Source organism: Pseudomonas sp. SWI7, from assembly GCF_006351945.1.
In the GTDB taxonomy this organism is placed as follows: domain Bacteria; phylum Pseudomonadota; class Gammaproteobacteria; order Pseudomonadales; family Pseudomonadaceae; genus Aquipseudomonas; species Aquipseudomonas fulva.
This window is the reverse complement of sequence record NZ_CP040930.1, coordinates 3,063,361-3,080,561: the sequence shown is the minus strand read 5'-3', so window position 1 is coordinate 3,080,561 and position 17,201 is coordinate 3,063,361. Positions and strand designations below refer to the sequence as shown.

At 61.6% G+C, this 17,201-nt stretch carries 15 protein-coding genes; 12 read left to right on the top strand and 3 right to left on the bottom strand.

Going from position 1 to position 17,201, the window contains the following annotated elements; genetic code table 11:
• Positions 1-93: 93 nt before the first annotated feature.
• Positions 94-534 (top strand): type II toxin-antitoxin system RatA family toxin, encoded by a 441-nt coding sequence (locus tag FH041_RS14145; RefSeq protein ID WP_027915424.1) that lies wholly within the window; start codon positions 94-96, stop codon positions 532-534.
• Between the two features lie 123 nt (positions 535-657).
• Here the strand turns inward: FH041_RS14145 and FH041_RS14140 are convergent, their stop codons facing one another.
• A complete protein-coding gene (locus tag FH041_RS14140) occupies positions 658-1,185 on the bottom strand; it encodes an outer membrane protein assembly factor BamE (RefSeq protein WP_140174715.1) in 528 nt (175 codons plus the stop codon).
• 97 nt (positions 1,186-1,282) lie between these two features.
• Here FH041_RS14140 and fur point away from each other — a divergent pair, with 97 nt between their 5' ends.
• Positions 1,283-1,687, top strand: coding sequence for a ferric iron uptake transcriptional regulator (fur, locus tag FH041_RS14135; RefSeq protein WP_023533128.1), 405 nt, complete (start codon positions 1,283-1,285; stop codon positions 1,685-1,687).
• 102 nt (positions 1,688-1,789) lie between these two features.
• Here fur and recN read toward each other — a convergent pair whose 3' ends face one another.
• The gene (gene recN, locus FH041_RS14130) at positions 1,790-3,463 is read right to left on the bottom strand and encodes a DNA repair protein RecN (protein WP_027915423.1); all 1,674 of its coding nucleotides are present in this window, start codon (positions 3,461-3,463) and stop codon (positions 1,790-1,792) included.
• Between the two features lie 193 nt (positions 3,464-3,656).
• On the opposite strand from recN, the gene grpE reads away from it, so the two are divergent.
• The 8 genes from grpE to FH041_RS14090 all read left to right on the top strand — a co-directional run bounded on the left by grpE (position 3,657) and on the right by FH041_RS14090 (position 14,042).
• The gene (grpE, locus tag FH041_RS14125; RefSeq protein WP_027915422.1) at positions 3,657-4,214 is read left to right on the top strand and encodes a nucleotide exchange factor GrpE; all 558 of its coding nucleotides are present in this window, start codon (positions 3,657-3,659) and stop codon (positions 4,212-4,214) included.
• 101 nt (positions 4,215-4,315) lie between these two features.
• Positions 4,316-6,241, top strand: coding sequence for a molecular chaperone DnaK (dnaK, locus tag FH041_RS14120; RefSeq protein ID WP_023533180.1), 1,926 nt, complete (start codon positions 4,316-4,318; stop codon positions 6,239-6,241).
• A 191-nt stretch (positions 6,242-6,432) separates the two neighbouring features.
• Complete coding sequence (gene dnaJ / locus FH041_RS14115; RefSeq protein ID WP_027915421.1) at positions 6,433-7,557, top strand: molecular chaperone DnaJ; 1,125 nt, start codon at positions 6,433-6,435, stop codon at positions 7,555-7,557.
• A gap of 13 nt (positions 7,558-7,570) precedes the next feature.
• Positions 7,571-8,374, top strand: coding sequence for a 4-hydroxy-tetrahydrodipicolinate reductase (gene dapB, locus FH041_RS14110; protein ID WP_028687807.1), 804 nt, complete (start codon positions 7,571-7,573; stop codon positions 8,372-8,374).
• Positions 8,375-8,673: 299 nt separating this feature from the next.
• Positions 8,674-9,810 (top strand): glutamine-hydrolyzing carbamoyl-phosphate synthase small subunit, encoded by a 1,137-nt coding sequence (gene carA, locus FH041_RS14105; protein ID WP_027915419.1) that lies wholly within the window; start codon positions 8,674-8,676, stop codon positions 9,808-9,810.
• Between the two features lie 104 nt (positions 9,811-9,914).
• A complete protein-coding gene (gene carB / locus FH041_RS14100) occupies positions 9,915-13,136 on the top strand; it encodes a carbamoyl-phosphate synthase large subunit (RefSeq protein WP_027915418.1) in 3,222 nt (1,073 codons plus the stop codon).
• The gene (gene greA / locus FH041_RS14095) at positions 13,133-13,615 is read left to right on the top strand and encodes a transcription elongation factor GreA (RefSeq protein WP_173645884.1); all 483 of its coding nucleotides are present in this window, start codon (positions 13,133-13,135) and stop codon (positions 13,613-13,615) included. Before carB ends, greA begins: the two co-directional genes overlap by 4 nt.
• Positions 13,593-14,042, top strand: coding sequence for an MFS transporter (locus FH041_RS14090; protein ID WP_080992917.1), 450 nt, complete (start codon positions 13,593-13,595; stop codon positions 14,040-14,042). Before greA ends, FH041_RS14090 begins: the two co-directional genes overlap by 23 nt.
• 12 nt (positions 14,043-14,054) lie before the next feature.
• Here the strand turns inward: FH041_RS14090 and yhbY are convergent, their stop codons facing one another.
• Positions 14,055-14,363 (bottom strand): ribosome assembly RNA-binding protein YhbY, encoded by a 309-nt coding sequence (yhbY, locus tag FH041_RS14085; RefSeq protein ID WP_023533185.1) that lies wholly within the window; start codon positions 14,361-14,363, stop codon positions 14,055-14,057.
• A 102-nt stretch (positions 14,364-14,465) separates the two neighbouring features.
• Between yhbY and rlmE the strand changes: the two genes are divergently transcribed.
• Together rlmE and ftsH are read left to right on the top strand one after the other, a co-directional pair.
• A complete protein-coding gene (rlmE, locus tag FH041_RS14080; RefSeq protein WP_027915415.1) occupies positions 14,466-15,092 on the top strand; it encodes a 23S rRNA (uridine(2552)-2'-O)-methyltransferase RlmE in 627 nt (208 codons plus the stop codon).
• Positions 15,093-15,295: 203 nt separating this feature from the next.
• Entirely contained in the window at positions 15,296-17,200 is a 1,905-nt protein-coding gene (ftsH, locus tag FH041_RS14075) for an ATP-dependent zinc metalloprotease FtsH (RefSeq protein ID WP_027915414.1), read from the top strand.
• Position 17,201 lies beyond the last annotated feature (1 nt).

The window sequence follows — 17,201 nt, the reverse complement described above, 5'->3', positions numbered from 1 at the left end:
GAATACCGGACAATGCAGGCACTGTCATAGGTACAGAACCTGTAATCGGAATGCTGCGAAGCACCGCCACCCAGCCTAGGAAGTGACGCCTGGATGACTACCCATATTCAACGCTCCGCCCTGCTGCCGTATCCTGCCCAGGCCTTGTACGACCTGGTAAACGATGTAGCCAGCTACCCGGACTTCTTGCCCTGGTGTTCCGACTCGACGGTGCTCGAAGCCAGCGAAACCCACATGCGCGCCAAGCTCGAGGTGGCCAAAGGCGGTATCAGCCAGCACTTCGTTACCCGCAATGTGCTGGTGCCGGGGGAATCCATCGAGATGAACCTGGAGGAGGGGCCGTTCACCCAGCTGCATGGCATCTGGGTGTTCAAGCCGCTGGGCGAGAAGGCCTGCAAGATCAGCTTGGACCTGTCGTTCGACTATGCCGGCTCATTTGTGCGCGCCACGCTGGGGCCGCTGTTCAATCAGGCAGCCAATACCCTGGTGGATGCGTTCTGCGAGCGGGCCAAGCAGTTGTACGCTGCTTCGTAAGGTCTGCAATCGAGGTATCGCCACGCGCCTCCAGTGGCAGGAGGCGGTGACGTTTGATTGGCAGCGTTTATTGCAGCAATGAAAAAGCCCGGACACTGTCCGGGCTTTTTTGTATCAGCGCGTTTAGCGCGTTTCCAGCGGTGCCGGTGTAGGCACTGGCGTGGTTTCGATGGTGTCGATTTCGCGCTGGATGGATTCCTCGACCGAGCCTGGTTTGGCCGGTTTTTCTTCCGGTTGGGCTGCCGGCTGCTCGCCGTTGGCGCCTGGGCTGACCGTGGTGTCACCGCTGCCACCGAGGATTTCCTGGTCGCGGCTGACGCCCGGCATGAAGTCGCCAGACAGGCTTACCAGCTGGTCGTTTTCATTGAAGAAAATGCTCATGCGTTCCTGTTGGCGCTGACCGCCACCAGGTTGCAGGCTGTAGAGGTAATCCCACCGGTTGGTGTGGAACGTATCCTGAATCAGAGGGTTACCCATGATAAACCGCACTTGCCGCCGGGTCATTCCCGGACGCAATTGGTCTATCATGTCTTGCGTGACGACATTGCCCTGCTGGATGTCGATTTTGTAAACCCCGGGAAACGAGCAACCGGCGAGTGCGAGCAGTCCCACGAAGGTGAGGCTGGTTAGCAAGAGCTTGGTGTTTTGCATCGGTGGGCGACTTCCACTATCTTGGCTGGACAACGTAAACACCGATCATACCCGTATTAAGAGAAGCTGCGAAGCAGCATCGGCGAGAAAGCTGACCATGGTTGAAAATAGCGAATTGCGCAAAGCCGGTCTCAAGGTGACCCTGCCTCGAGTCAAGATCCTTCAAATGCTCGACTCTGCCGAGCAGCGTCACATGAGCGCCGAAGATGTGTACAAGGCCCTCATGGAGGCAGGCGAGGATGTTGGCCTGGCCACCGTGTACCGTGTACTGACCCAGTTCGAAGCAGCAGGTCTGGTGGTTCGCCACAACTTCGACGGCGGTCATGCAGTGTTTGAACTGGCCGATGGCGGTCACCACGACCATATGGTCAACGTGGATACCAGTGAAGTCATCGAGTTCATGGACGCCGAGATCGAGAAGCGTCAGCGTGAAATTGTCGAAGAGCACGGTTTCGAGCTGGTGGACCACAACCTGGTCCTTTATGTGCGTAAGAAGAAGTAACGATTACTTCGTTCTTAAACAGCAAAGGCGACCCTAGGGTCGCCTTTGTTTTTTCTGCAAGCGGTGGTGTTGGCCGTTACCCCGGCCCTTTGCCGAATGACTTCAGGCCTTGCCGCTGACCACCATCTTGCGCGCATGGGCCAGCGATTCCTTGGTCAGGTCGATGCCACCCAGCATGCGCGCCACTTCCTCGACCCGCTCGCGTTTGCCAAGGCTGGCCACAGCCGTGTGCGTGGTATCGCTCTCGCGGACCTTGTGCACGAACAGGTGATGATGGCCTTGAGCGGCCACCTGGGGCAGGTGGGTGACGGTCAATACCTGGCCGCGCTCGCCCAGGCGACGCAACAGTTGGCCCACGATTTCCGCCGTCGGCCCGCCGATGCCTACGTCCACTTCGTCGAACACCAGGGTAGGGATGCGCGAGGTCTGGGCCGTGATGACCTGGATCGCCAGGCTGATCCGGGACAGTTCGCCGCCCGAGGCGACTTTGGACAGCGCCTTGAGGGGTTGGCCGGGGTTGGCGCTGACCAGCAATTCGATCTGCTCGAGCCCATTGGGTGAAAGGTCGGCCGTCTCATTGGGCGTGAGCTGAATGCAGAAGCGACCGCCGGGCATGCCCAGGCGCTGGATTTCCTGCTCGACAGCCTCTGCCAGCTGCTTGGCGGCATGCTGACGCAGCCCGCTCAGTTCGCGGGCCTTCTCTTTATAGTGCTGAGCGAATGCAGCCATCTCTTCGCCCAGGCGTTCCAGCGATTCGTCGCTGGCGTTGAGCCCTTCGAGTTCCTCCATCAACTGCTGCTGCAGGTGGGGTAGCTCTGTGGGGTGCACCCGGTGCTTGCGCGCCAGGGTATAGATGGTGTCGAGGCGTTCTTCCAGGGCCTGCAGGCGCATGGGGTCGGCATCGAAGTTGTCGAGGAAACGGTTGAGCTCGCCCACGGCTTCTTCCACCTGAATCTGCGCGCTGGCAATCAGGTTGGCCGCTTCCGACAGTGCCTTGGGGGCATTGCTGGCAGCGCCCAACCGGTTGAGGCTGGAGGTGAGCGCGCCAAGCACATTGCCCGAATCGCTTTCACTGCACTGGTCGATGACCTGGCGGCAAATGCCGAACAGGGCCTCGGCGCTGGTGAGGTTCTTGTGCTCCTGCTCCAGGTGCTCCAGCTCGTTTTCGCCCAGGCCCAGGTTGTCCAGCTCTTCGAGCTGGTAGCTGAGCAGCTGGTGACGGGCCCGCTGTTCGTCGCCGGAATTGGACAGGCGCTCCAGTTCGAGTCGCGTCTGGTTCCAGCGCTTGGCCGCCATTTGCACCTGCCGGGCCAGGTCGATGGCCCCGGCGTACTCGTCGAGCAGGCGCCGGTGGGTGTCGGCCTTGAGCAGGGACTGGTGCTCATGCTGGCTGTGGATGTCTATCAGCAGCTCGCCCAGGGCCTTGAGGTCGCCGAGCGGGCAGGGCGTGCCGTTGATGTAGCCACGGCTGCGGCCTTCGGCAGTGATGACACGCCGCAGGATGCACAGCCCGTCGCTGGCGAGGTCGCGTTCGGCCAGCCAGGTGTGGGCTTCGGGAATGTCGACCAGGTCGAACGTGGCGAGGATGTCGGCCTTGTCGGTGCCGGGGCGTACCACACCGCTGTCGGCGCGGTCGCCCAGGGCCAGGCCCAGGGCATCGAGCATGATCGACTTGCCCGCACCTGTCTCGCCCGTGATCACGGACATGCCGCGGGCGATTTCCAGGTCGAGGTGTTCGACGATGGCGTAGTTGTGAATGGACAGGTGCACCAGCATGAGGGCGACTCCAGAAAGTCATGTCTGGTTATTTATACAGTAGTTTTTTCCAGCCTGCCAATGCCCTTTTGGCGCAAACGCTTGAAGGCGTAAAAACCGGGTTGCCCCTTGAAGCTGTATTTTCCGGCCCCATATACGCCACATCACCGGCGAGCCTGGCTCGCAGTCCACCAAATTGCGCAGGAGATATCCCATGGCTGATGAGCAGCTGAACGAGAAAGACCTCAACGTCGAGCAAACCGGTGCCGACAACGCAGCTGATGCCCGCGTGCTGGAACTCGAAGAACAGCTGGCCGCGGCCAAGGACCAATCGCTGCGTACCGTGGCCGAACTGCAGAACATCCGCCGTCGTGCCGAGCAGGATGTGGAAAAGGCGCACAAGTTCGCCCTGGAAAAATTCTCCACCGACCTGCTGCCTGTGATCGACAGCCTGGAACTGGCCCTGGCTCACTCCAGCGCCCAGGACGAACACGTCAAGCAGATCCGCGAAGGCGTCGAGCTGACCCTGAAGATGTTCCAGGACACCCTCAAGCGCTACAACCTCGAGGCCATCGACCCGCACGGCCAGCCGTTCAACCCTGAGCATCATCAGGCCATGGCCATGCAGGAAAACGCCGAGGTCGAACCCAACAGCGTATTGAACGTGTTCCAGAAGGGCTACCTGCTCAACGGCCGCCTGCTGCGCCCCGCCATGGTGGTGGTCAGCAAGGCGCCGAGCGCAGCGCAACCTTCTATCGATGAAAAGGCTTGAAATCCTTCCGGGCATCCCCATCTAGGTGTCAAGCCTTCAAGTATTACCGCAGTTGGCCACAGTAGCCGCTGCTACCTCATTCAAGTTTCGGGAGAGTTAACATGGGCAAGATCATCGGTATCGACCTGGGGACCACCAACTCGTGCGTCTCTGTGCTGGAAAACGGTAACGTCAAAGTCATCGAGAACGCCGAGGGTGCGCGTACCACCCCCTCGATCGTGGCCTACGCCAACGACGGCGAAATCCTGGTCGGCCAGTCGGCCAAGCGCCAGGCCGTGACCAACCCGCACAACACGCTGTTTGCCGTCAAGCGCCTGATCGGCCGTCGCTTCGAAGAAGACGTCGTGCAGAAAGACATCAAGCTGGTGCCTTACAAGATCGTCAAGGCCAACAACGGCGACGCCTGGGTTCAGGCCAGCGGCAAAGACATGGCGCCGCCGCAGATCAGCGCTGAAGTGCTGAAGAAAATGAAGAAGACCGCCGAAGACTACCTCGGCGAGCCTGTGACCGAAGCGGTCATCACTGTGCCGGCCTACTTCAACGACAGCCAGCGTCAGGCCACCAAGGACGCCGGCCGCATCGCCGGTCTGGACGTCAAGCGCATCATCAACGAGCCGACCGCCGCTGCACTGGCCTACGGCATGGACAAGGCCAAGGGCGACCACACTGTCATCGTCTATGACCTGGGTGGTGGTACCTTCGACGTATCGGTCATCGAAATTGCCGAAGTCGACGGCGAGCATCAGTTCGAAGTACTGGCCACCAACGGCGACACCTTCCTGGGTGGCGAAGACTTCGACATGCGCCTGATCGACTACCTCGTCGACGAGTTCAAGAAAGAGTCCGGCATGGACCTGAAGAACGACCCGCTGGCCCTGCAGCGCCTGAAGGAAGCTGCTGAAAAGGCCAAGATCGAGCTGTCCTCGGCCCAGTCGACCGACGTCAACCTGCCGTACATCACTGCAGATGCAACCGGTCCGAAGCACTTGAACGTGAAGATTTCCCGCGCCAAGCTGGAATCGCTGGTCGAAGACCTGGTCAGCCGCACCATCGAGCCTTGCCGCATTGCGCTCAAGGACGCCGGTATCGACGCCAGCAAGATCGACGACGTGATCCTGGTCGGTGGCCAGACCCGTATGCCGCTGGTTCAGAAAGCCGTTGCCGACTTCTTCGGCAAGGAAGCGCGCAAGGACGTGAACCCGGACGAAGCCGTTGCCATGGGTGCCGCCATCCAGGGCGCAGTATTGGCCGGTGACGTGAAGGACGTTCTGCTGCTGGACGTCAGCCCGCTGACCCTGGGTATCGAAACCATGGGCGGCGTGATGACCTCGCTGATCGAGAAGAACACCACCATCCCGACCAAGAAGTCGCAGGTGTTCTCGACGGCCGACGACAACCAGGGCGCCGTGACCATTCACGTGCTGCAAGGCGAGCGCAAGCAGGCGGCACAGAACAAGTCGCTGGGCAAGTTCGACCTGGCTGACATTCCGCCAGCACCACGTGGCGTGCCGCAGATCGAAGTGACCTTCGACATCGACGCCAACGGCATCCTGCACGTCAGCGCCAAAGACAAGGCCACTGGCAAGTCGCAGTCCATCGTCATCAAGGCCAACTCCGGCCTGTCGGACGACGAAATCGAGCGCATGGTGCGTGACGCCGAGGCCAACGCCGAGGAAGACCGCAAGTTCGAAGAGCTGGCCGCTGCCCGTAACCAGGGTGATGCACTGGTTCACTCGACCCGCAAGATGGTCGCCGACGCGGGTGACAAGGTCACCGCCGAAGAAAAGACTGCCATCGAAGCGGCCGTGGTCGCCCTGGAAACCGCCGTCAAAGGCGACGACAAGGCTGCCATCGACGCCAAGGTCGAAGAGCTGTCCAAGGTCTCTGCACCGGTTGCCCAGAAGATGTACGCCGAGCAGTCGGCTGAACAGCCTCAGGGCGGCGCGCAGCAGGCCGAGCCGGAAGCCAAGCACGATGACGTGGTGGACGCCGAGTTCGAAGAAGTGAAAGACAACAACAAGCAGTAATTCCTGCAAGTTGTCGGCCAGTGCACCGCCGTTTGGCGGTGAACTGGTAGGATGTCGCCGCGCGGGGGCTTGCTCCCGCGTTGACGTATCTGGAATTCGAGAATTTTTGCAGCATTTGTCAGCCCCTCATGGGGAGCAGGTGCTGACGGCGCGGCGCAGATGCCGGACGCCCAACAAGGTGCAAATGACCTATGTCCAAGCGTGATTATTATGAGGTCCTGGGTGTCGAGCGCGGCGCCACGGATGCTGACCTCAAGAAAGCCTATCGCCGGTTGGCGATGAAGTACCACCCTGACCGCAACCCGGGTGACAAAGAGTCCGAAGACAAATTCAAGGAAGCCAACGAGGCCTACGAGGTCCTGTCGGACGCCAGCAAGCGCGCAGCGTTCGACCAGTATGGCCATGCCGGTGTCGACCCGAGCATGGGTGGCGGCGGGGCCGGTTTCGGGGGCGCCAACTTCTCCGATATCTTCGGTGATGTGTTCAGCGATTTCTTCGGCGGCGGCCGGGGTGGTGGACGCGGTGGCGCCCAGCGCGGCAGCGACCTGCGCTACACCCTGGAGCTGAACCTGGAAGAAGCCGTACGCGGCACCACGGTCAGCATTCGCGTGCCGACGCTGGTCAACTGCCAGCCGTGCGATGGCAGCGGTGCGAAGAAAGGCTCCACCCCGTCGACGTGCCCGACCTGCGGCGGTATCGGCCAGGTGCGCATGCAGCAGGGCTTCTTCTCGGTGCAGCAGACCTGCCCGCGCTGCCATGGCCAGGGCAAGATCATCACCGACCCTTGTGGCGCCTGCCATGGCGAAGGCCGGGTCGAGGAATACAAGACCCTGTCGGTCAAGGTGCCAGCAGGCGTCGACACCGGTGATCGCATACGCCTGTCGGGCGAGGGCGAAGCCGGCGCGCACGGTGGGCCGACCGGTGACCTGTACGTGGTGATCAACGTGCGTGAGCACGAGATCTTCCAGCGTGATGGCAAGCACTTGTACTGCGAAGTGCCGATCAGCTTCACCGATGCTGCGCTCGGTGGCGAACTCGAGGTGCCAACCCTCGACGGTCGGGTCAAGCTGCGCATTCCCGAAGGCACCCAGACCGGCAAGCAGTTCCGCCTGCGTGGCAAGGGCGTGGCGCCTGTGCGCGGTGGTGGTGCGGGCGATCTACTGTGCCGCGTGGCGGTGGAGACGCCGGTCAACCTCAGCCGTCGCCAGCGCGAGCTGCTTGAAGAGCTGCGTGATTCGCTCGAAGGCGACAGCTCCCATTCGCCCAAGGCCAATGGCTGGTTCGATGGCGTGAAGCGTTTCTTCGGCGATCTCTGACAAGGAAAAGGCTATGCGACGTATTGCAGTGATGGGCGCGGCAGGGCGAATGGGCAAGACCCTCGTCGAAGCCGTGCAGCAAACCGCAGGTGCCGGACTCACGGCTGCCATCGACCGCCCGGACAGCACGCTGGTGGGTGCGGATGCAGGCGAGTTGGCGGCCCTGGGGCGCATTGGCGTGCTGCTGTCAGACGACCTGGCCAAGGTTGCCGATGACTTCGACGTGCTGATCGACTTCACCCATCCATCGGTCACCCTGAAGAACCTGGCGTTCTGCCGCAAGCATGGCAAGGCCATGGTCATCGGCACCACCGGGTTCACCGTGGAAGAAAAGCACCTGCTGGCCGAAGCGGGCAAAGACATCCCGATCGTGTTCGCGGCCAACTTCAGTGTGGGCGTCAACCTCAGCCTCAAGCTGCTGGACATCGCGGCGCGTGTGCTGGGCGATGACGTCGATATCGAGATCCTCGAGGCGCATCACCGCCATAAGGTCGATGCGCCTTCGGGCACCGCGCTGCGCATGGGTGAAGTGGTGGCCAATGCGCTGGGGCGCGACCTGCAGGAAGTGGCGGTGTATGGCCGCGAAGGGCAGACCGGTGCACGTGATCGCAAGACCATCGGCTTTGCCACGGTGCGCGCCGGCGATGTGGTCGGTGATCACACGGTGCTGTTCGCTGCCGAAGGCGAGCGCCTGGAGATCACCCACAAGGCCTCCAGCCGCATGACATTCGCCAAGGGTGCCGTGCGAGCGGCTTTGTGGCTGGACGGGCGCGAGCCTGGCCTGTACGACATGCAGGATGTGCTCGAGCTGCACTGAGCCATCGGTCGTGACCAGGGCAACCTGCCACCGCTGACGCGCACCTGTGCGGGTCTAGGCGGTGGGGCTCGCTTCTGGCGCGTGGCTCTGACAGCGGTCTGTCGCATTCATGTGTTTAAGAGGCACATATGCGGTAGACCCAAAACGCACTTTTCTGTAAGCTACAGCTTTAGTGTGTCCACTAAAAGCGCGCAGCGAATTGAATTCAGCACATAAAAGCGGGGTGACGTGTCCATACGTCACTCCGCTTTTTTGCAACCTGCGATCGCCCTTTCATGCTTGATTTTCGGGAGGTCTTCTTGACAAAGCCAGCCATACTCGCCCTTGCCGACGGCAGTATTTTCCGCGGTGAGGCAATCGGTGCCGACGGCCAGACCGTTGGTGAGGTGGTATTCAACACCGCTATGACCGGCTACCAGGAAATCCTTACAGACCCTTCCTACGCGCAGCAAATCGTTACCCTGACCTACCCGCACATCGGCAACACCGGCACCACGCCGGAGGACGCAGAATCCAACCGCGTCTGGTCGGCCGGCCTGGTCATTCGCGATCTCCCGCTGCTGGCCAGCAACTGGCGTAACACTCAGTCGCTGCCCGAGTACCTCAAGGCCAACAACGTGGTGGCCATTGCGGGTATCGACACCCGCCGCCTGACCCGAATCCTGCGTGAAAAGGGCGCTCAGAACGGCTGCATCCTGGCCGGTGACGACATCAGCGAAGAAGCCGCGATCGCTGCTGCGCGCGGCTTCCCAGGCCTTAAAGGCATGGACCTGGCCAAGGTGGTTTCCACCAAGGAACGCTACGAATGGCGCTCCAGCGTGTGGGAGCTCAAGACCGACAGCCACCCCACCCTCGAAGCTGCCGACCTGCCTTACCATGTGGTTGCGTTCGACTACGGCGTCAAGCTGAACATCCTGCGCATGCTGGTCGCCCGTGGCTGCCGCGTCACCGTGGTACCGGCCCAGACGCCGGCGAGCGAAGTGCTGGCTCTCAACCCGGACGGCGTTTTCCTGTCCAACGGCCCGGGCGACCCTGAGCCTTGCGACTACGCCATTCAGGCGATCAAGGAAATCCTGGAAACCGACATCCCGGTCTTCGGCATCTGCCTGGGTCACCAGCTGCTGGCCTTGGCCTCCGGCGCCAAGACCGTGAAGATGGGCCACGGCCACCACGGTGCCAACCACCCGGTTCAGGACCTCGATACCGGTGTGGTCATGATCACCAGCCAGAACCACGGCTTTGCGGTAGACGAAGCGACCTTGCCTGGCAACGTGCGCGCCATTCACAAGTCGTTGTTCGACGGCACCCTGCAGGGTATCGAGCGCACCGACAAGAGCGCGTTCAGCTTCCAGGGCCACCCTGAAGCGAGCCCAGGCCCGACCGACGTCGCGCCCCTGTTCGATCGTTTCACCGATGCCATGGCCAAGCGCCGCTGAGCCTCCTGCTTCAAGGCCCCGGGCGGCATGTGCCATGCCCGGATGCGCCTGACCCAGATTGTTCAATGCGGCTTGCCGACTGACCCCGGATTTGAGTGACAACCATGCCAAAACGTACAGACATCAAAAGCATCCTGATTCTCGGCGCTGGCCCGATCGTGATCGGCCAGGCCTGCGAATTCGACTACTCCGGCGCCCAGGCTTGCAAAGCCCTGCGCGAGGAGGGGTTCCGCGTCATCCTGGTGAACTCCAACCCAGCCACCATCATGACCGACCCGGCCATGGCCGACGCCACCTACATCGAGCCGATCAAGTGGCAGTCGGTGGCCAAGATCATCGAGAAAGAGCGCCCTGACGCCGTCCTGCCGACCATGGGTGGCCAGACTGCGCTGAACTGCGCCCTGGACCTGGAGCGCCATGGCGTTCTGGAGAAGTTCGGCGTGGAAATGATCGGCGCCAATGCCGACACCATCGACAAGGCCGAAGACCGTTCGCGCTTTGACAAGGCCATGAAGGACATCGGCCTGGAGTGCCCGCGCTCCGGTATCGCCCACAGCATGGAAGAGGCCAATGCGGTGCTCGAGAAGCTTGGCTTCCCGTGCATCATTCGTCCGTCGTTCACCATGGGCGGCACTGGCGGCGGCATCGCCTATAACCGCGAAGAATTCGAAGAAATCTGCACCCGTGGCCTGGACCTGTCGCCGACCAAGGAACTGCTGATCGACGAGTCGCTGATCGGCTGGAAGGAATACGAGATGGAGGTGGTCCGCGACAAGAAGGACAACTGCATCATCGTCTGCTCCATCGAAAACTTCGACCCGATGGGCGTGCACACCGGCGACTCGATCACCGTCGCCCCGGCGCAGACCCTGACCGACAAGGAATACCAGATCATGCGCAACGCCTCCCTGGCGGTGCTGCGTGAAATCGGTGTCGAGACCGGCGGTTCCAACGTGCAGTTCGGCATTTGCCCGAACACCGGCCGCATGGTCGTCATCGAGATGAACCCGCGTGTGTCGCGTTCCTCGGCCCTGGCCTCGAAAGCTACCGGCTTCCCGATCGCCAAGATCGCCGCCAAGCTGGCCATCGGCTACACCTTGGACGAGCTGCAGAACGACATCACCGGTGGCCGCACCCCGGCTTCCTTCGAGCCGTCGATCGACTACGTGGTGACCAAGCTGCCACGCTTTGCTTTCGAGAAATTCCCGAAGGCCGACGCTCGCCTGACGACCCAGATGAAATCGGTCGGTGAAGTCATGGCCATCGGCCGTACTTTCCAGGAATCCTTGCAGAAGGCCCTGCGCGGCCTGGAAGTCGGCGCCTGCGGCCTCGACCCGAAAGTCGACCTGGCCAGCCCCGAGGCTGCCAGCATCCTCAAGCGCGAGCTGACCGTGCCGGGCGCCGAGCGCATCTGGTATGTGGCCGACGCCATGCGTTCGGGCATGACCTGCGAGCAGATCTTCGACCTGACCGGCATCGACATGTGGTTCCTGGTGCAGATGGAAGACCTGATCAAGGAAGAGGAAAAGGTCAAGACCCTGGCCCTCACCGCGATCGACAAGGACTGCATGCTGCGCCTCAAGCGCAAGGGCTTCTCGGACCAGCGTCTGGCCAAGCTGCTGGGCATCACCGACAAGACCCTGCGCCGTCACCGCCACAAGCTGGAAGTGTTCCCGGTGTACAAGCGCGTCGACACCTGCGCCGCCGAGTTCGCCACCGACACCGCCTACCTGTATTCCACCTACGAGGAGGAGTGCGAGGCGAACCCGTCGACCCGCGACAAGATCATGATCCTCGGCGGTGGCCCCAACCGCATCGGGCAGGGCATCGAGTTCGACTACTGCTGCGTGCACGCCGCCTTGGCGCTGCGTGACGACGGTTACGAGACCATCATGGTCAACTGCAACCCGGAAACCGTTTCCACCGACTACGACACCTCCGACCGTCTGTACTTCGAGCCGCTGACGCTGGAAGACGTGCTGGAAGTCTGCCGCGTCGAGAAGCCCAAGGGCGTGATCGTGCACTACGGCGGCCAGACCCCGCTCAAGCTTGCCCGCGCCCTGGAAGAAGCCGGCGTGCCGATCATCGGCACCAGCCCCGACGCCATCGACCGTGCCGAAGACCGTGAGCGCTTCCAGCAGATGGTGCAGCGCCTCAACCTGCTGCAGCCGCCAAACGCCACCGTGCGCAGCGAAGAAGAGGCCATCAGCGCCGCTGGCACCATCGGCTACCCGCTGGTCGTGCGTCCATCCTACGTCCTGGGTGGTCGTGCCATGGAGATCGTCTACGAACTGGACGAGCTCAAGCGCTACCTGCGCGAAGCCGTTCAGGTGTCCAACGACAGCCCGGTGCTGCTGGACCACTTCCTCAACTGCGCCATCGAGATGGACGTGGATGCGGTCTGCGACGGTACCGATGTGGTTATCGGCGCCATCATGCAGCACATCGAGCAGGCCGGCGTTCACTCCGGTGACTCGGCATGTTCGCTGCCACCTTACTCGCTGAGCAAGGAAGTGCAGGATGAAGTGCGTGTGCAGGTCAAGAAAATGGCCCTGGAGCTGGGCGTAGTTGGGCTGATGAACGTGCAGCTGGCCCTGCAGGGCGACAAGATCTACGTGATCGAAGTCAACCCGCGTGCCTCGCGTACCGTACCGTTCGTGTCCAAGTGCATCGGCACGTCGCTGGCCATGATCGCCGCCCGCGTCATGGCAGGCAAAACCCTGAAGGAACTGGGCTTCACCCAGGAAATCATCCCCAACTTCTACAGCGTGAAGGAAGCCGTCTTCCCGTTCGCCAAGTTCCCAGGGGTTGACCCGATCCTCGGCCCTGAGATGAAATCGACCGGTGAAGTAATGGGTGTCGGTGACAGCTTCGGTGAAGCCTTCGCCAAGGCCCAGATGGGTGCCAGCGAAGTACTGCCGACCGGTGGCACTGCGTTCATCAGCGTGCGCGACGACGACAAGCCGCAAGTGGCCGGCGTTGCCCGCGACCTGATCGCCCTGGGCTTCGAAGTGGTGGCAACCGCAGGTACCGCCAAGGTCATCGAGGCGGCCGGCTTGAAGGTGCGCCGCGTGAACAAGGTGACCGAAGGCCGTCCTCATGTGGTCGACATGATCAAGAACGACGAAGTGTCGTTGATCATCAACACCACCGAAGGCCGTCAGTCGATCGCCGATTCCTACTCGATTCGCCGCAATGCGCTGCAGCACAAGATCTACTGCACCACGACCATTGCGGCCGGTGAAGCCATCTGCGAGGCGCTGAAATTCGGTCCGGAAAAAACCGTTCGCCGCCTGCAGGATCTGCACGCAGGACTCAAAGCATGAGCATGACCAAATACCCGATGACCGTCCAGGGCGCTCGCGCCCTGGAAGAAGAACTGCTCTTTCTGAGCAAGACCGAGCGCCCGCGCCTGAGCCAAGCCATTGGTGAAGCGCGTGAGCTGGGTGACTTGAAGGAGAACGCCGAGTACCATGCCGCCCGCGAGGAGCAGGGCATGGTCGAGGCCCGTATCCGCGACATCGAAGGCCGTTTGCAGAACTCGGTCGTGATCGACGTGACCACCATTGCCCATACGGGCAAGGTCATTTTCGGCACTACCGTCGATCTGGAAAACACCGAGACGGGTGATCAGGTCACCTACCAGATCGTTGGCGAGGATGAAGCCGACGTGAAGAAAGGCAAGCTGTCCAGCAGTGCGCCGATCGCTCGCGCCATCATTGGCAAGGAAGAGGGTGACACCGTTGTCGTCAAGACGCCAAACGGTACGGTCGAGTACGAGATTGTCGAAGTCAAGCACATCTGACCGGCGCCTGCGGGCGCCTTCCCTCGAGGGGATCCTCTGGCAGCTGGCCCAGGTATTCTGGGTCGGTGGCCTGTGGGTGTTCCACGTGGGGTTGGTGCCTGCGTTGAAAGTCAGCGGCCTTGCGCCATTGCTTGTCCAGGACATTGCCGGGCAGATCGACCGTTGGTTGATCGGCGTGGCACTGCTCGGCTTGATCACCCAGCTGGCCGTATTGGCGAGGGTGGAAGGCCTGGCTGCCTGGTGGCGCCAGTTCCGTGGCCAGATGCTGTTGCTGGGCCTTGGGGCCTGCATCGGCTACTACACCTTGCGCTACGGGATCTCCGTGGGCGAGCGCTGGCAGATGTTCTGTTTCCTGGTGCTGGGCTTTTCCGGCATCGTGCTGGTCGCCCAGCCCGTTCCACTCAGGGCGCGACATTCGCGCCACTGAGCGGCGCCACCGTTACTTGTAACGGTGGACGTTGGACAGCTGCTTGTTCGGCTGAGGGTTCTTGCGGTAGATCAGCGCCTTCTTGCCGATGGTCTGAACCAGCTCGGCGCGGCCGGCCTTGCACAGCGCGGCAATGGTCTCGGCACGCTCTTCGCGGTCTTCGGAACGAATTTCGACCTTGATCAGCTCGTGGTCGGCCAATGCGCGTTCCAATTCGGCGACGACGCCTTCATTCAAACCGTTGCCAGCAACGATCAGGACCGGCTTGAGGTCATGACCAATGGATTTGTATTGCTTCTTCTGCTCGTTATTGAGCGGCATAATCTGACCCTTTCCGTCTGATTCTGTAAAATTGACCGGCATTTTACCCGAGGGCCACCGGCTCCGCCCAGTCAATCACCACGCATATCATCGAGGTGCCCCGTGGTACAACGTTCCAAAAGCAGCGCAAACTGGCTGCGAGAGCATTTCAACGACCCTTTCGTCAAACAGGCGCAGAAGGACGGCTACCGCTCGCGAGCAAGCTACAAGCTGCTTGAGATCCAGGAAAAGGACCGCCTGATCCGTCCTGGCATGAGTGTCATCGACCTGGGCGCGGCGCCGGGCGGCTGGTCCCAGGTGACCAGTCGTCTGATTGGTGGTCAGGGTCGACTGATCGCCTCCGACATCCTGGAGATGGACTCAATCCCCGATGTCACCTTCATTCAGGGGGACTTCACCCAGGACGAGGTGCTACGGCAAATTCTCGAAGCCGTCGGCGATTCACACGTAGACCTTGTGATTTCGGACATGGCCCCCAATATGAGTGGTACGCCCGCGGTCGACATACCGCGAGCCATGTTCCTTTGCGAGCTGGCCCTGGATTTGGCAACCCGCGTGCTTCGGCCCGGCGGTGATTTCCTGATCAAGATCTTCCAGGGTGAAGGTTTCGATGTGTACCTCAAGGACGTGCGCACCAAGTTCGACAAGGTACAGATGCGCAAACCGTCTTCATCGCGGGATCGCTCCCGCGAGCAGTACCTGCTTGGCAAGGGGTTCAAGGGCGCGTGAACGGTACTAAGCGCAGCGGCCGATAGTTAATTCCAATCGGCCACGGCGTCAGGATCGTCCGAACTTCGTGTAGTCTGGATTTCACAAAGGGTTACAGACGGTGCCTGCGGTTGCGTGGGCAATGTAGTAAGTTAGGGCGATGAATATCATGCGAGGCACGGCTGCGTCGTGCGCCGGCCTCAGAGGGTAGCGAATTGAACGACATGGCAAAGAATCTGATCCTGTGGTTGATCATCGCAGCTGTCCTGGTGACGGTGATGAACAACTTCTCCAGCCCTAACGAGCCGCAGACCCTCAACTACTCCGACTTCATCCAGCAGGTCAAGGATGGCAAGGTCGAGCGAGTGACCGTCGACGGTTACATCATCACCGGCAAGCGCTCCGACGGCGACAGCTTCAAGACCGTGCGCCCGGCGATCACCGACAACGGCCTGATCGGCGACCTGGTGGACAACCACGTTACCGTTGAGGGCAAGCAGCCCGAGCAGCAGAGCATCTGGACCCAGTTGCTGGTTGCCAGCTTCCCGATCCTGGTCATTATTGCCGTGTTCATGTTCTTCATGCGCCAGATGCAAGGCGGGGCAGGTGGCAAGGGTGGCCCCATGAGCTTTGGCAAGAGCAAGGCGCGCCTGCTCTCCGAGGACCAGGTCAAGACCACCCTGGCTGACGTCGCCGGTTGCGACGAGGCCAAGGAAGAAGTGGGCGAGCTGGTCGAGTTCCTGCGCGACCCGGGCAAGTTCCAGCGCTTGGGCGGCCGCATTCCGCGCGGTGTGCTGATGGTGGGCCCGCCCGGTACCGGTAAGACCCTGCTGGCCAAGGCCATTGCAGGCGAGGCCAAGGTGCCGTTCTTCACCATTTCCGGTTCGGACTTCGTTGAAATGTTCGTCGGTGTCGGTGCCAGCCGTGTGCGCGACATGTTCGAGCAGGCCAAGAAGCACGCCCCGTGCATCATCTTCATCGACGAGATCGACGCCGTCGGCCGTCACCGTGGGGCTGGCATGGGCGGGGGTCACGACGAGCGTGAGCAGACCCTCAACCAGTTGCTGGTAGAGATGGACGGCTTCGAGATGAACGATGGCATCATCGTCATCGCCGCGACCAACCGCCCTGACGTGCTCGACCCTGCGCTGCTGCGCCCCGGTCGCTTCGACCGTCAGGTCGTCGTTGGCCTGCCGGACATTCGGGGTCGTGAGCAGATTCTTAAAGTGCACATGCGCAAGGCGCCGATCGGCGACAACGTCAACCCGGCCGTCATTGCCCGTGGTACGCCGGGCTTCTCCGGTGCAGACCTTGCCAACCTGGTCAACGAAGCCGCGCTGTTCGCCGCTCGCGCCAACAAGCGCCTGGTCGACATGAAGGAGTTCGAGCTGGCCAAGGACAAGATCATGATGGGCGCTGAGCGCAAGACCATGGTCATGTCCGAAAAGGAAAAGCAGAACACGGCCTACCACGAAGCCGGTCACGCGATCGTCGGTCGCCTGGTGCCCGAGCACGATCCGGTCTACAAGGTGTCGATCATCCCGCGGGGTCGTGCACTGGGTGTGACCATGTTCCTGCCCGAAGAAGACCGCTACAGCCTGTCCAAGCGTGCGCTGATCAGCCAGATCTGCTCCCTCTACGGCGGTCGTATCGCCGAGGAGATGACCCTGGGCTTCGACGGCGTCACCACCGGCGCTTCCAACGACATCATGCGTGCCAGCCAGATCGCGCGGAACATGGTCACCAAGTGGGGCCTGTCCGAGAAGCTGGGCCCGCTGATGTATGCCGAAGAAGACGGCGAAGTGTTCCTGGGTCGTAGCGCAGGCAGCCAGCAGACCAGTGTTTCCGGTGAGACGGCCAAGCTGATCGACTCCGAAGTGCGCAGCATCATCGACCAGTGCTACGCCACTGCCAAGCAGCTGCTGACCGAGAACCGCGACAAGCTCGATGCAATGGCCGAAGCCTTGATGAAGTACGAAACCATCGACGCCGAGCAGATCGACGATATCATGGCCGGCCGTACGCCTCGCGAACCTCGCGATTGGGATGATGATTCGGCTTCCGGTACACCGGCTGCCCAGGGTGACCGCCCGGAATCGCCCATCGGTGGTCCAGCGGCTCAACACTAAG